Origin of the sequence: Pseudomonas fluorescens (assembly GCF_902497895.1) — a bacterium.
Taxonomy (GTDB): Bacteria; Pseudomonadota; Gammaproteobacteria; order Pseudomonadales; family Pseudomonadaceae; genus Aquipseudomonas; species Aquipseudomonas fluorescens_BP.
The window spans coordinates 1-13,799 of sequence record NZ_CABVHQ010000102.1 but is presented as its reverse complement, the minus strand read 5'-3'; the positions used below and the strand labels follow the sequence as shown (position 1 = coordinate 13,799).

Here is a 13,799-nt window from a genome sequence, read left to right as displayed (position 1 = left end):
CAGGGCGTAGCAGCTGTCGAGTAGAACGAGGCAGCGTCCGGCTGCGAAGCAGCCGAAAGACCCTGCACCTCGGTGTTTCAGATAAACCGCGAGCACAGGTTTTACGAGGACTCCGTCCTCGGACGCTGCCTCGTTCCACTCGACAGCTGCTACGGGAGTTCTAGCCTTTCGAGATGTGTAGATACCCATGCCCTCTGGGGAGAGGGCTGGGGAGAGGGGTAGATTTCGGATCAGAACACAGCGTTCGAATTTGACTTGTCCTTAACTGACCGGCATTGGGGCAAGCCCGCTCCCATATTTGATCGCATATCTCTTGTGGGAAGGGCCGGGTGACGTTCGCTTGCCCGCGAAGCTATTAAACCTTCAACACTTTCCCACTGGCCGCAACGGCCAGCAACAGCACCGCAATCAAGCCAAACGCAATGCTCAAGCTGCTGCCATGGGCGATAAAGCCGATCACCGCGGGCCCGGCGAGGATGCCGGCGTAGCCCAGGGTGGTAATGGCCGGTACGGCGATGTTTTCGGGCATGACTTTCTGTTTGCCGACGGCGGTGTACAGCACCGGAACAATGTTCGAGCAGCCGGCACCGACCAACGCATAACCCACTAATGCCGCTTCCCAGGCCGGGGCCAGGGTGGCGAGCAGCAGACCAGCGGCGGCGGTCAGTCCGCCGATAATGATCACCCGTTTGGCGCCGAGCCGCTGCACGATGGCGTCGCCGGTCAGGCGGCCGGCGGTCATGGTCAGGGCGAATGCGGCATAACCAAGACCCGCATAGGCGGCGTCGAGATTGCGCTCGGAGGTCAGGAACACCGCGCTCCAATCGAGCACCGCGCCCTCGGCGAGAAATACGATAAAACACAGGATGCCAATAAACAGCACCACCCCATGGGGCACGGCGAAGGCCGGCCCGGTGCTTTCGCTGCCATATGGCAACAGATGCGGCGCAGCCTTGAACAAGGCCAGCAGCAGCAACACGATCACCACCAGCATTGCGCCCAACGGCGACATTCCCAGACCCAGCAGTGCGCTGACCCCGGCCGCGCCGACAATCCCGCCGAGGCTGAACAACCCGTGGAAGCCTGACATCATGGTCTTGCCACTGGCCCGCTCGACGATCACCGCTTGCAGGTTCACAGTCGAGTCCACCGAGCCGAGCCCGGCGCCGAACATGAACAATGCGGCAATCAATAGCGGTATCGAAGAAACCGTCGCCAACAGCGGCAGCGCCAGGCAGATCAGCAGAGTCCCGGCGGTCATCACTCGACGGCAACCGAAGCGCGAGGCCAGGACCCCGGCCAGCGGCATGGCAATCATCGAGCCGACGCCCAGGCACAGCAGCAATAAACCGAGGGTCCCTTCGTCGAGCCCGGCCCGGGCCTTGGCGTAAGGCACCAGCGGCGCCCAGGCGGCGATGCCGAAACCGGCGATAAAGAAGGCGATGCGCGTGGACATTTGCTCCAGGCGTCCGGGGACTACGGACGCTGGGGTACTGATGGTGGTCATGAAAAATCCTTGGCAATCCGGTCTGTAACGATACGTAGCGCGACATCCTTGCATATCAGGCTGCGTCGGGCGAGGCCAGGGTTTCACCCGCTGACCCAATGCAGTGCTTTACTGAAGCGTTGCAGGGCGGATCTGCACGGTAGATTTGTCGACTGTAAAAAATGGAAAACCGATCCATTCCCCTCATTTATAAGGAGATCTCGATGCAAACGGATAAAACACCCACCCCAACGCTGCAACTGTCGAACCCGCCCGGCCTTTACGACCCGACCGCCAATGGTTATTCCCATGTGGCCCAGGTGGCGGCGGGTGCGCGGTGGGTATTTATCGCCGGGCAGGGCGGCGAGAACGCCGACAGTCAGTTATCGAGTGATTTCACTGAACAGGTCCGCCAGGCCCTGAATAATCTGCGGATTGCTCTGGCAGCGGCCGGTGCCGAGGTGAGCGATGTTGCCAAGCTGACGGTATTGATCGTCGACCACAGCCTGGAGCGTCTGGAAATCTTCGGCGAAGAGCTGCATCGGGTCTGGGGTTCAGCCCCCAAGCCGGCCTGCACCCTGATCCCGGTGCCGAGGCTGGCGCTGGACGGCATGCTGTTCGAGATAGAGGCAGTGGCGGCTGTCGCGGTATGACGCAGCTCTACGATGCTATGACTTGCTGATCGTCAACACTGGGTCCTCCTTCAGATTCTGTGGCAGCAGTGAGACTGCTATCGCGAGCAAGCTCGCTCCCACATTGGTTCTGTGTCGGTCTCACAATTGTGGCCCGACGCTGATCAAGTGTGGGAGCGAGCTTGCTCGTGAAAGCGCCCGTCCGGCCAGCGAGCCTCCAAAGTCGATCAGCTGTAATCCGAATCCCCGATCAACTCTACCTGCGGCATCTGCCGTTTCATCAACACCTTCCCACCACGAATCGAATACAACGCCAGCCCCTGGCTGCGGATCATTTCGTAGTCACTGTCGGCCGACAGAATCAGCAGGTTGGCCGGGCGCCCGGGTTCCAGTCCGTAACGCTCGCCCAGGGCCAGGGCCTTGGCGCTGTTGTCGGTGACCAGGTCGAGTGCACTCTGCAGATTGCGATAACCGAGCATGTGGCAGATGTGCATCCCGGCTTCCAGCACCCGCAAAATGTTGCCGTTACCCAACGGATACCAAGGGTCGACGATTGAGTCCTGGCCGAAACAGACGTTCATTCCGGCTTCAAGCAACTCATTGACCCGGGTCACGCCCCGACGTTTCGGGAAGTTGTCGAAGCGCCCCTGCAGGTGAATGCTTTCGGTCGGGCAGGAGACGAAGCTGATCCCGGAGTGCCCGAGCAAGCGGAACAGCTTGGCGCAGTAGGCGTTGTCGTAGGAGCCCATGGCGGTGGTGTGGCTGGCCGTGACCCGGGCGCCCATGTCGCGGCTGCGGGCTTCTTCGGCGAGCACTTCGAGGAAGCGCGAATGCGGATCGTCGGTTTCGTCGCAATGCACATCCACCAGACAGCCGGTGCGCTCGGCCAGGTCCATCAGGAATTTTATCGAACTCACACCTTGGTCCCGGGTGTATTCAAAATGCGGAATACCACCAATCACATCGGCGCCCAGGAGAATCGCTTCTTCCATCAGCTCCCGGCCATTGCGGTAGGACTCGATGCCCTCCTGGGGGAACGCGACGATCTGCAGGTCGATCAGATGACGACTTTCCTCGCGTACCTCGAGCATCGCCTTGAGCGCGGTCAGGCTTGGGTCGGTGACGTCGACATGGGTGCGCACATGCTGGATGCCGTGGGCGGCGAGGGCGCGGATGGTCTTCCTGGCGCGGGTTTTGGTGTCTTCCTGGGTAATGGTCGCCTTGCGTTCACCCCAGCATTCGATGCCTTCGAAGAGCGTGCCGCTCATGTTCCAGCGCGGCTCGCCGGCGGTGAGGGTGGCGTCGAGGTGGATGTGCGGTTCGACGAAGGGTGGGACCACCAGATTGCCGCCAGCGTCCAGGTCTTCGGGACCGAGGGTCGGGGCTTCGGTTTGCCGGGCAATGTTGGCGATCAAGCCGTTTTCCAGGTGCAGCTCATGCAGACCTTCACGGTTGCGCAGACGGGCGTTGATGATATGCATGGGGATCATCCTTCTATCATGATGGTGTTTGGGTGTCGGTCGCCATCGGTTCGCGGGTGCCAAGCAGGCCCGTCTGCACAATATAGGTCAGAGGCACGAAAGCGGGGCGGTGATACAAATGAATCACCGGTGTGGGAGATAAGAAAGATATGAGCCGGACGCAAACCCTGTGGCGAGGGAGCTTGCTCCCGCTCGGCTGCGAAGCAGTCGTAAAGCCTGAGAATGCGGTGTGTCTGACACAATGGATTGTCAGGTTTCAGGGCCGCTGCGCGCCCCAGCCGGAGCAAGCTCCCTCGCCACAATTGCGCCAGACTGGACACCGGTGTTAGTTGTCTGGCATCAGGATTCACCCCAACGACTTACTCATATAAACCCGCCGCAAACCATTCTCTTCAACCCGGTGGGTTTCGAAGAAACCTCTTTTCGCGTACATCGCAATGTTTTCACTCATCGCTTCATGGGTGTACAGGTGGATCGAGGCATAGTCCGCTTCCACCGCGTGGCGCTCGGCAAATTCCAGCAGTTGCCGCCCATAACCCCGGCCCTGTGCCTCAGGGCTGATGGCCAGGTTGTCCAGTAGCAGGTATTCCTCGGTGTTGATCAACACCACGAAGCCGACCATCCCCACGTCGCTCTCGATGACATGAACGCGTCGGGCCAGCACCTGGCTTGCATAGTCATCGAGCATCGGCCCGGGTCTGCGGCCGATTCGCTCGATGTAGGGGGAGTAGGCGGCCTCGACGATGGCCTCGATCAAAGCGATGTCTGCGAGGGTCGCCGGGCGAATGATGGACGGCATGGGGTAAAACCTTTGGTCCGATGGACGAGTCTCACTTTAACGGCCTGAAAGCCTGAGGGACAGGCATAAAAAAACCACCGGGTTCGGTGGTTTTCTTCAATCGCCGGCTTATTCGCCGTGATAGATGCAGCCGCTGGTGCAGGTTTCATGGATGCGGATCGCGCTGAGCTCCGGCAGCAGGGGCTTGAGTTCGTTCCAGATCCATTTGGCCAGGACTTCGCTGGTCGGATTTTCCAGGCCAGGGATGTCATTCAAATAGTTGTGATCGAGACGCTCGTAGAGCGGCTTGAAGATCGCCTTGATTTCCGAGAAGTCACGAATCCAGCCGGTGCGCGGATCGAGGTCACCGCTCAGGTGAATCGCCACCTTGAACGAGTGGCCGTGCAAGCGCCCGCACTTGTGGCCTTCTGGAACATAGGGCAGGCGGTGGGCGGACTCGAAGGTAAATTCTTTGAAGATTTCCACAGTGGTTTGAGCTCTGTCAGGTGGCTATCGCCCGTGGCGATGAAGGCAGACAGCGAGTTTAACAGCTTGGCTTTGCCGATGCGGCAAAACACTGACTAAAGGGTCAGCAGGTTCTCCCCCAGGCTCAGGATTGACATGATGGCAATTCAGTTTCAGTTAAGTTGATGCAGTTATCGTGGGGTCCCGTAGGCAACACATACAAAAAACGGAGACACACCATGAAAACCTTGACTGCCCTGTTCACCGCAATCGTTATCGGCATGGCTGCCAGCCTGGCTCACGCCCGGGACCTGGGACCGGACGAAGCCCTGAGACTGCGCGACGCTGGTACCATTCAATCTTTCGAGAAGCTCAATGCCACGGCATTGGCCAGACATCCGGGCGGCACCGTGCACGAAACCGAGCTGGAAGAAGAGTACGGCAAGTACATCTACCAGGTGGAACTGCGCGATGCCCAGGGTGTTGAGTGGGACATCGAAATGGACGCTGTCAGCGGACAGGTTCTCAAGGATCATCAGGATACGTAATGAAGGTAAATCTGCGCACCTGCAGTCGAACGGCTCTGGCGCTTCTGGCATTTTGCTCGGTAGTCATGGCCCGTGACCTGGATCAGGACGAAGCCCTGCAGCTGCGTCAGCAAGGGGTGATAGCACCCCTCGAGCAACTGCTGGGAGCGGCCATGCAACGCTACCCCGGAGCCAAATTGCTGGAAGCGGAACTCGAGGAACATACGGACCGGCCGGTGCGCTATCTCTATGAAATAGAATTGTTGACCGCCGACGGTGTGGTGCGGGAAATCGAGCTCGACGCCAAAACCGGTGAGCTACTCACAGACAAGGAAGATGACTGATGCGCCTGCTTCTGGTGGAAGACCATGTCCCGCTGGCCGACGAGTTGCTGGTCGGGCTCAATCGCCAGGGTTACGCCGTCGACTGGCTGGCCGATGGCCGCGACGCGGTGTATCAGGGCAGCAGCGAACCCTATGACCTGATCATTCTCGACCTCGGCCTGCCGGGTTTGCCGGGGCTTGAGGTGCTGAGCCAATGGCGCGCCGGCGGCCTGGCCACACCGGTATTGATCCTCACCGCCCGTGGGTCCTGGGCCGAGCGTATCGAAGGCTTGAAGGCCGGCGCCGACGACTACCTGACCAAGCCGTTCCATCCCGAGGAGTTGCACCTGCGAGTCCAGGCGTTGTTGCGGCGTTCCCATGGCCAGGCTAATCAGCCGACCCTCAAGGCCGCCGGCCTGCACCTGGATGAAGGCCGCCAGTGCGTGACCCGGGACGGCGCCGATATCCAGTTGACGGCGGCCGAGTTTCGGCTGTTGCGCTACTTCATGCTGCACCCCGAACAGATCCTTTCCAAAAGTCATCTCGCGGAACATCTCTACGACGGTGAAACCGAACGCGATTCCAATGTCCTGGAAGTCCACGTCAACCATCTGCGGCGCAAGCTCGGTCGCAGCGTGATTGAAACCCGTCGCGGCCAGGGTTACCTGTTCGGCGGGACGGCCCAGTGAAGTCGATTCAGCGCCGGCTGAGCCTGGGACTGATCAGTGTCATGGTTATCGTCGGCCTGGTGTTGGCGCAGACCAGTCTCTGGCTGTTCGAAAAGGGCCTGCAAGGTTATCTGGAAGACGGGCTGCGCAACGACAGCGAAAACCTGCTGGTGGCCCTGGTCCGTGGCCCGCAGGGTGTGCAACTGGATGAGCGACGCTTGTCGCCTGCCTATCAGCGGCCGTTTTCCGGGCATTACTTTCGCATCGACTTTGCCGACGCCCACTGGCGCTCGCGGTCCTTGTGGGACCAGGAACTGCCCAAGCTTGCGCACGCTGGCTTGCACAGTCATCTGCAACTGGGGCCGGAAGGACAGCAGTTGCTGATCCTGCGTTCCGACTATCGGCGGCTGGGGCAATCGATTTCCATCAGCGTGGCGCAGGACTACACGCCGGTACGGGAAAGCTTTCGGCGCATGCAGCAGATCGGTCTGGGCCTTGGTCTGGCGGGCTTGCTGCTGATTCTGCTGTTGCAGCGAATCACCGTGCGCCGGGCCTTGCGGCCGCTGGAAAAGGCCCGGGAACAAATCGCCCAGCTGCAGCAGGGCCAGCGTTCAGAACTGGACGCCAAGGTGCCGGTCGAGCTGGAGCCGTTGGTGGCGCAGATCAATCATTTGCTCGCGCACACCGAAGACAGTCTCAAGCGTTCACGCAATGCCTTGGGCAATCTGGGGCATGCGCTGAAAACCCCGCTGGCGGTGCTGCTGAGCCTGACCGCGAGCGAGAAGCTGGATGCGCATCCTGAGTTGCGCAAGATCATGCAGGCGCAACTCGAACAGGTGCAGCAACGCCTCAATCGCGAGCTGAACCGCGCCCGTCTGGCCGGCGACGCCTTGCCGGGCGCGCAGTTCGATTGCGATGCGCAGCTGCCCGGCCTGCTCTCTACCCTGAACATGATCCACGGCGAACACCTTGAACTCAGCCACGCCGTGCCCCCCGGGCTGCAGCTGCCATGGGATCGGGAAGACTTGCTCGAATTGCTCGGCAACCTGCTGGACAACGCCTGCAAATGGGCAGATGCCGAAGTCAAGCTGAGCATTGCCGAAACGGCCGAGGGCTTTCGTCTGGTGGTGGAGGACGACGGGCCGGGTATCCCCGAGGAGAACCGCGATCGAGTGTTCAGCCGCGGCACGCGACTGGATGAACAGACCGACGGCCATGGCCTGGGACTGGGCATCGTGCGCGATATCGTCGAGGTGTGGGGCGGGGTGTTGCGCCTGGAAGGTAGTGAGCTGGGTGGGTTGAAGGTGGTGATTGAGTTACCCAGGCACTGAGCCTGAAAACATCCTTTTGTAATTTTGCACATACCTTGTGGGACCGTGGCTTACCCCCGTAGCAGCTGCCGAAGGCTGCGTCCGGCTGCGCAGCAGTCGTAAAATCAGGCGCTGTGGTATTCCAGACAAACCGTGGACGCAGGATTTACGACTGCTGCGCAGCCGGACGCAGGCTTCGCCAGCTGCTACGGTTCGCGTAACGTCTTAAGTGACCGGGCATAGTGGCAAGCCCGTGAAGGCGGTGTGCCTGGCACACCGCCAATCCCGATCAAACCCTGAACTGATCCATCAAACTCTGCTGCTGGTTGGCCAGGCTGTTCAGCGCCTGGCTGACCCGCGCCGATTCGTTGGCTTGCCCCGACAGCGATTCCGTCACGTCACGAATGGTCGCCACGTTGCTATTGATCTCTTCAGCCACGGCGCTTTGTTCTTCCGCGGCACTGGCGATCTGCAGGTTCATGTCGGTGATCACTGTCACCGCCTCGCCGATCTGGCGCAGGGCGATCACGGCCTGGCTGACTTGCTCGACACTGCCTTGAGCCTGGCGATGGCTGTTGCTCATGGAACCGACAACGTCCTGAGTACCGCTTTGCAGCTGTTCGATCACCTGACGGGTTTCCTCCACCGACTCCTGGGTGCGTCGGGCCAGGTTGCGCACTTCATCGGCGACTACCGCGAAACCACGTCCGGCTTCACCGGCGCGAGCGGCTTCGATGGCCGCGTTGAGGGCCAGCAGGTTGGTCTGTTCGGCAATGGCGCGAATCACTTCCAGCACCGAACCGATCTTCTCGCTGTTGGCGGCCAGGCCTTCGACCTGGGCCATCGCCGTGCTCATGTCCGCGGCTAGATTGTCGATGCTGGTGGTGGTGCGGTCGATCACGGTCAAGCCCTGACGGGTGGCCTGATCGGCGTCGCGAGCCGCCTGCGCCGCTTGGGCTGCGCTGCGGGCCACGTCCTGGGCGGTGGCGCTCATTTCATGGGACGCAGTGGCCACCTGGTCGACCTGGCGGTATTGCTGCTCCATGCCGGCGCTGGTCTGGGTAGCGATGGCGGCCGATTGGTCGGCGGTGCTGCGGGCGTCCTGCACCGAGCGTTTCACCTCGGCGATGATCGGCTGCAGCTTGTCGAGGAAGCGGTTGAACCAGCCGGCCAGTTGCCCGAGCTCGTCTTGCTTGTCGTAAGCCAGGCGCCGGGTCAGATCACCTTCACCGCTGGCGATATCCTCGAGCATATGGGCGACGCCGAGGATCGGCCGGGTCACGCTGCGAGCCATCAGCCAGACCAGCAGCAGGCCAATGACCGCCGCCAACAGACCGAGACTCAGCTCGATCAGGGTGCCGGTGGTGCTGCGTTCGTCGAGTTCTTTCTTCAGGGTTTCAGCCGGGCCGACCAGGACTTTTTCCGGCACCTCCAGCAACACCCCCCACGGCTTGCCGCCGGGGATTGGCGTGAAGGGCGCGAGTACTTTGAGTTGTTGATGGCTGTGCAGGCTCTGGGTCTGGCTGTTGCCGGACAACAGGCGGATCAGCTCGGCACCGTTGGCCTTGTCGACCTCATCCAGGCGCTGGCTCAGTTTGCTCGCATCCGGGCTGTAGGCGGCCAGCAGACCGACCGGGCTGATGATGCTGACATTGGTCTGGCCATCGTAGAGCTTCTTGCTCGCCTGCTGGCTGACCGCTTGCAGGCTGTTGAGATTGATGTCGACCGACAGCGAAGCGATGACTTTGCCGTCGACCTCCAACGGGAAGACGATGCTGGTCATCAGCACGTTCTGGCCGTCGATCACATAGAAGTACGGTTCGATCACGCAAGGTTTGCGCGTGGCGCGCGGACAGATAAACCAGGCATTGGCCGGTTCGCCGCTGGGGCCGGTGCTGGTGTCGGCCATGTCGCTTTCCGGCAGGGCCATCGAGGTCAATTTGCCCGGCGTCGGTTGCGACCAGTACAGGGCAAAACGGCCCTTGTCATTGCCACCGATTTCTTTCTGGTCGACAAACAGCTCATCCTTGCCGTCCAGCGCATTGGCTTCGAACACCAGCGACAGCCCGAGCAGGTCCGGGTTGGCTTGCAGGGCCGACTTGACCTGACGGGTCAGGTCTTCGCGCAGGTCGAAGGCGTCGAGAAAACGCTTCTCGGCCTGTTCACGCAGGAACAGCACCTGTCGCGAGAAGCCGTGACCGTATTGATAGGCGTCCATGAACTGCTGGCGAATGCCCAGCGCCTGGGTTTCTCCCTGGGCCTCGATCCGTGCCTGGGCGGCTTCGTTGAGCATCTCCATGCTCGAGGTTTTCACCAGTTCAGCGTTGTGCTCCATGCGATAGAGCGAAAGGCCCACCAGCAAGGTGACAATGCCGAGCAGGCAGAGCCCGGCCAAAAGGGTGATTTTCCATTGAATGGAAAGTTGTCTGAGCGACATGGAGATGTCCTTGAGCGGATAAAACGAGAGAGGCTTCGCTCTATAACGGCTGCGCTTTTTGTTTCTTGATCCATATCAACCAAATAAGAAATGACCTGCAAACTCCGTAGCAGCTGGCGAAGCCTGCGTCCGGCTGCGAAGCAGTCGTAATAAATGACACCTCCATTTCTCTGGATAATTGCGGGAGGTCTCACGACCGCTTCGCGCTCGAACGCCGGCTTCGCCAGCTGCTACAAGGGCCTGCGTCCACTTTGACAAGCCACCCCTGCTGCGGCACAGTGCGCGCCCTCTAATAAAACTCTCCCCTTTGAACTCAAACCGGCAGCTGTGATTCACGGCTCTTTGGCCGGACTCATGCCGTTTGCGCGGTTTTTCCCTTTGGTTGTGCTTTGAGGTAACGATGATTAATGCAGTAATTGCCGCGGTTGGCGTCATGCTGGTGCTCAGCCTGTCCCGCGTGCATGTGGTGATCGCGCTGATCCTGGGCGCGCTGGTGGGCGGCTTGACCGGTGGCCTGGGCATGGAAGCTACCTTGAAAGCCTTCAACAGCGGCCTCGGTGGCGGCGCAACCGTGGCCTTGTCTTACGCCTTGCTTGGCGCTTTTGCGGTGGCGATTGCCAAGTCCGGCCTGGCCCATGCGCTGGCGGATAAAGCCTTGCTGCTGGTCGACCGTCAGGACGCCACCGGTGGCGGACAAGTGAAATGGATACTGATTGGCTTGCTGTGGGTGGTGGCCATCGCCTCGCAGAACATCCTGCCGATTCATATCGCCTTCATTCCGTTGCTGGTACCGCCACTGCTCTATGTGTTGACCAAGTTGCAACTGGACCGTCGGCTGATCGCCTGCGTCATCACCTTTGGCTTGATCACGCCCTATATGTTCTTGCCGGTGGGTTTCGGCAATATCTTCCTCAATGAAATCCTGCTGGCCAATGTCCGTAGCAGTGGTGTGGATGTCAGTCAGGTCAATGTCACCCACGCCATGGGCATTCCGGCGTTGGGCATGGTCTTTGGTTTGCTGGTGGCGTTTTTCAGCTATCGCAAGAAGCGCGTGTACGACCTTTCGATGATCGAGAAGGTCGAGCAGGTGGCGGTGCAGTACAACCCGCTGACCCTGCTGGTGGCCGGGCTGGCCATTGCCGCCGCGTTCATCATTCAACTGTTGCTGGACTCGATGATCATCGGCGCGCTGGCCGGTTTCCTGATCTTCTCGGTGTCGGGCGTGGTGCGCTGGCGCGAAACCGATGACCTGTTCACCGAAGGCATGAAGATGATGGCCATGATCGGCTTCATCATGATTGCCGCTTCCGGGTTTGCCGAAGTGATGAAAGCCACCGGCGAAGTGCGCACCCTGGTCGAAGCGTCGGCGACCTGGATCGGTCACAGCAAGGGCATCGGCGCCTTGTTGATGTTGCTGGTCGGTTTGCTGGTGACCATGGGGATCGGCTCGTCGTTCTCTACCGTACCGATTCTCGCGGCGATCTTTGTGCCGTTGTGTGTGCAACTGGGATTCAGCCCGTTGGCAATCGTGTGCATCGTCGGTACCGCCGGAGCCCTGGGTGATGCCGGCTCGCCGGCTTCCGACTCGACCCTGGGACCGACCTCCGGTCTGAATATCGACGGCCAGCATCACCATATCTGGGACACCGTGGTTCCGACTTTCCTGCACTACAACCTGCCGCTGCTGGCGTTTGGCTGGGTGGCGGCGATGATTTTGTAACCCCATAACCCTGTATCCCGGAATCCCTGTAGGAGCTGCCGCAGGCTGCGATCTTTTGACCCTGGCGCCCGTCCGGCCAACGCATTGTCCGCCTCAAAGATCGCAGGCTTCGCCAGCTCCTACGCCGACCGCATGCATCTGCAATATCGTGGGGCCCGCAATTCTCCCTGTAGAAGCAGCCGGTCGACGCTCCTACAGTTTTGCGTTGGCGTGCCGTTAAAGCTTTAACCACGCCAATCAAGAGTGAACGCCATGCGCCTGAGCCTGAAGGCCAAAGTTTTATCCCTCGCGGTACTCCCGGTTTTACTGTTTGCCCTGGTGATCAGTTTGACCATGGTGTTCATTCTGCAGAATCAGGCCCGTAGCGAAGTCGAAGAAACCCGTCAGCGCCTGCTGAACAATGCCAAGGCGACCCTGCAAAGTTACGTAGCGGTAGCGATGAGCGCGATCAAGCCGCTGTACGACGCCGCGGCACCGGGTGATGACGCGGCCCGGGCGCAGGTGGTCAAGCTGCTGTCGAGTATCAGCTATGGCAAGGATGGCTACTTCTTCGGTTACGACTCGCAAACCGTGCGCCTGTTCAAGGGCAACAGCCCGGAAGGCGTGGGCCAGAGCTTCAAGGACAACCGCGATCCGAATGGCGTGTACGTCAATCGTGAACTGGTGCAAGTCGCCAAGGACGGTAGCCACTATCTGCAATACAGCTCGTCGCTGCCGGGCAACAACACAGTCCTGGTGCCCAAACTTGGCTACACCGAATACCTGTCCAAGTGGGACATGGTCATCGGCTCGGCGGTCAACCTGGACGGTATCGAAGCGCAGGTCGCGCTGGTCGAGGCCAAGGTTCATGAGCGCATGCAAGGCGTGGTACTGAGTATCGTCGGCATCGCCGTGGTGGTGCTGCTGGTGATTGCCGCGATCGGCATGCTGCTGGCAAACACTATCCTGCGTCCGCTGCACCTGATGAAAGCCAACCTCGACGATATCGCCGCGGGCGAGGGCGACCTGACCCGGCGTCTGGCGATTACCAGCGAGGATGAGCTGGGTGAACTGGCCGGCTCGTTCAACCGCTTCGTCGACAAGATCCACGGTCTGGTGCGGCAAATCACCGAAATGACTTCACAACTGACCGGGCTGGTGACGCAAGTCACCGATCAGGCTCATCGTTCGGAACAGGCCATGGAGCGTCAGCGCCACGAGACCGATCAGGTGGCGACGGCAATCAACGAGATGTCCTCGGCGGCCCAGGAAGTCGCGCGAAGCGCCCAGGGTGCCGCAGTCGCTGCGCAGCAGACCGACGAAGAAGGCCAGGCCGCCAAGCGTGTGGTGGATGGCAGCATCAAGCAGATCCATGCGCTGGTCAGCGATATCCGCAACAGCGGGACTTCCCTGGATAGCCTGCAAAAGGATGTGTTGTCGATTGTCAGTGTGCTCAGCGTAATTCGTTCGATTGCCGACCAGACCAACCTGCTGGCTCTGAACGCCGCCATCGAAGCGGCCCGTGCCGGTGAAGCCGGTCGCGGTTTTGCGGTGGTGGCCGATGAAGTACGGGCGCTGGCCAGCCGTACCCAGCAAAGCACCCAGGAAATCCAGGGGATGATTGATCGTCTGCAGAAGGGCACTCAATCGGCGGTCGAAGCCATGCGCCGTTCCAGCGATGCCGGTGACGGTACCTCGGCCCAGGCCAACGAGGCCGGCGCTTCGCTGGACACCATGGCCCAGTTGATCGGCACCATCAACTCGATGAACGCCCAGATCGCCAGCGCCGCCGAAGAGCAGACGGCAGTGGCCGAAGAGATCAACCGCAGCGTGCATCAGATCGCCGTGGCCGTGGACAACGTTGCCGACGAAACCCAACTCGGCGCCCAGACCTCCCGCAGCCTGGCCGAGCTGGGTCAGCGGCTGGGCAAGTTGGTGGGGCAGTTCCGCATCTGATCCGGGGGATTTGTTGTCTGACAAACCGTTGTGGCGA

12 protein-coding genes and 2 pseudogenes are annotated in these 13,799 nt (G+C 60.6%); 8 read left to right on the top strand and 6 right to left on the bottom strand.

Annotation, left to right across the window (positions count from 1 at the left end; translation table 11 throughout):
- Positions 1-355 precede the first annotated feature (355 nt).
- Complete coding sequence (locus F8N21_RS28695; RefSeq protein WP_150645345.1) at positions 356-1,507, bottom strand: MFS transporter; 1,152 nt, start codon at positions 1,505-1,507, stop codon at positions 356-358.
- Between the two features lie 203 nt (positions 1,508-1,710).
- On the opposite strand from F8N21_RS28695, the gene F8N21_RS28690 reads away from it, so the two are divergent.
- Positions 1,711-2,139, top strand: coding sequence for a RidA family protein (locus tag F8N21_RS28690; RefSeq protein WP_150645344.1), 429 nt, complete (start codon positions 1,711-1,713; stop codon positions 2,137-2,139).
- Positions 2,140-2,345: 206 nt separating this feature from the next.
- Here F8N21_RS28690 and codA read toward each other — a convergent pair whose 3' ends face one another.
- The 3 genes from codA to queD form a co-directional block, all read right to left on the bottom strand.
- Positions 2,346-3,599: a cytosine deaminase gene (codA, locus tag F8N21_RS28685; RefSeq protein WP_150645343.1), complete on the bottom strand. Its 1,254-nt coding sequence runs from the start codon at positions 3,597-3,599 to the stop codon at positions 2,346-2,348.
- Positions 3,600-3,945: 346 nt separating this feature from the next.
- On the bottom strand, positions 3,946-4,398 hold the full coding sequence (locus F8N21_RS28680; protein ID WP_150645342.1) for a GNAT family N-acetyltransferase: 453 nt from the start codon (positions 4,396-4,398) through the stop codon (positions 3,946-3,948).
- 108 nt (positions 4,399-4,506) lie between these two features.
- Complete coding sequence (gene queD / locus F8N21_RS28675; protein ID WP_150645341.1) at positions 4,507-4,863, bottom strand: 6-carboxytetrahydropterin synthase QueD; 357 nt, start codon at positions 4,861-4,863, stop codon at positions 4,507-4,509.
- Between the two features lie 218 nt (positions 4,864-5,081).
- On the opposite strand from queD, the gene F8N21_RS28670 reads away from it, so the two are divergent.
- Genes F8N21_RS28670 through F8N21_RS28655 form a run of 4 tightly spaced genes read left to right on the top strand, consistent with a single transcriptional unit; the run spans position 5,082 to position 7,691 of the window.
- On the top strand, positions 5,082-5,390 hold the full coding sequence (locus F8N21_RS28670) for a PepSY domain-containing protein (protein WP_150645340.1): 309 nt from the start codon (positions 5,082-5,084) through the stop codon (positions 5,388-5,390).
- Positions 5,390-5,713 carry a PepSY domain-containing protein gene (locus F8N21_RS28665; protein ID WP_150645339.1) on the top strand — a complete coding sequence of 108 codons (324 nt, stop codon included), beginning with the start codon at positions 5,390-5,392 and terminating at the stop codon, positions 5,711-5,713. The genes F8N21_RS28670 and F8N21_RS28665 overlap by 1 nt, the downstream gene beginning before the upstream one ends.
- On the top strand, positions 5,713-6,381 hold the full coding sequence (locus F8N21_RS28660) for a response regulator transcription factor (protein ID WP_150645338.1): 669 nt from the start codon (positions 5,713-5,715) through the stop codon (positions 6,379-6,381). The genes F8N21_RS28665 and F8N21_RS28660 overlap by 1 nt, the downstream gene beginning before the upstream one ends.
- Positions 6,378-7,691: a sensor histidine kinase gene (locus F8N21_RS28655; protein WP_150645337.1), complete on the top strand. Its 1,314-nt coding sequence runs from the start codon at positions 6,378-6,380 to the stop codon at positions 7,689-7,691. Before F8N21_RS28660 ends, F8N21_RS28655 begins: the two co-directional genes overlap by 4 nt.
- A gap of 268 nt (positions 7,692-7,959) precedes the next feature.
- Here the strand turns inward: F8N21_RS28655 and F8N21_RS31575 are convergent, their stop codons facing one another.
- Both F8N21_RS31575 and F8N21_RS31570 read right to left on the bottom strand, forming a co-directional pair.
- Positions 7,960-8,715: a methyl-accepting chemotaxis protein gene (locus F8N21_RS31575; RefSeq protein WP_412071684.1), complete on the bottom strand. Its 756-nt coding sequence runs from the start codon at positions 8,713-8,715 to the stop codon at positions 7,960-7,962.
- Positions 8,716-8,817: 102 nt separating this feature from the next.
- Positions 8,818-9,888: pseudogene (locus F8N21_RS31570) on the bottom strand (HAMP domain-containing protein); the annotation flags it as partial.
- Positions 9,889-10,510: 622 nt separating this feature from the next.
- Between F8N21_RS31570 and F8N21_RS28645 the strand changes: the two are divergent.
- The 3 genes and pseudogenes from F8N21_RS28645 (at position 10,511) to F8N21_RS31560 (ending at position 13,762) form a co-directional block, all read left to right on the top strand.
- Positions 10,511-11,827: a Na+/H+ antiporter family protein gene (locus tag F8N21_RS28645; protein ID WP_191624425.1), complete on the top strand. Its 1,317-nt coding sequence runs from the start codon at positions 10,511-10,513 to the stop codon at positions 11,825-11,827.
- A 252-nt stretch (positions 11,828-12,079) separates the two neighbouring features.
- Positions 12,080-12,904, top strand: a pseudogene (locus tag F8N21_RS31565) (cache domain-containing protein); the annotation flags it as partial.
- A 36-nt stretch (positions 12,905-12,940) separates the two neighbouring features.
- Positions 12,941-13,762 carry a methyl-accepting chemotaxis protein gene (locus tag F8N21_RS31560; RefSeq protein ID WP_412071683.1) on the top strand — a complete coding sequence of 274 codons (822 nt, stop codon included), beginning with the start codon at positions 12,941-12,943 and terminating at the stop codon, positions 13,760-13,762.
- Positions 13,763-13,799 lie beyond the last annotated feature (37 nt).

What these genes read in the sequence shown, in the direction of transcription:
- F8N21_RS28695 (WP_150645345.1), bottom strand. Translation starts at nt 1,507, where the DNA reads ATGACCACCATCAGTACCCCAGCGTCCGTAGTCCCCGGACGCCTGGAG.
- F8N21_RS28690 (WP_150645344.1), top strand. Translation starts at nt 1,711, where the DNA reads ATGCAAACGGATAAAACACCCACCCCAACGCTGCAACTGTCGAACCCG.
- codA (WP_150645343.1), bottom strand. Translation starts at nt 3,599, where the DNA reads ATGCATATCATCAACGCCCGTCTGCGCAACCGTGAAGGTCTGCATGAG.
- F8N21_RS28680 (WP_150645342.1), bottom strand. Translation starts at nt 4,398, where the DNA reads ATGCCGTCCATCATTCGCCCGGCGACCCTCGCAGACATCGCTTTGATC.
- F8N21_RS28670 (WP_150645340.1), top strand. Translation starts at nt 5,082, where the DNA reads ATGAAAACCTTGACTGCCCTGTTCACCGCAATCGTTATCGGCATGGCT.
- F8N21_RS28665 (WP_150645339.1), top strand. Translation starts at nt 5,390, where the DNA reads ATGAAGGTAAATCTGCGCACCTGCAGTCGAACGGCTCTGGCGCTTCTG.
- F8N21_RS28660 (WP_150645338.1), top strand. Translation starts at nt 5,713, where the DNA reads ATGCGCCTGCTTCTGGTGGAAGACCATGTCCCGCTGGCCGACGAGTTG.
- F8N21_RS31575 (WP_412071684.1), bottom strand. Translation starts at nt 8,715, where the DNA reads ATGGAGCAGCAATACCGCCAGGTCGACCAGGTGGCCACTGCGTCCCAT.
- F8N21_RS31560 (WP_412071683.1), top strand. Translation starts at nt 12,941, where the DNA reads ATGACTTCACAACTGACCGGGCTGGTGACGCAAGTCACCGATCAGGCT.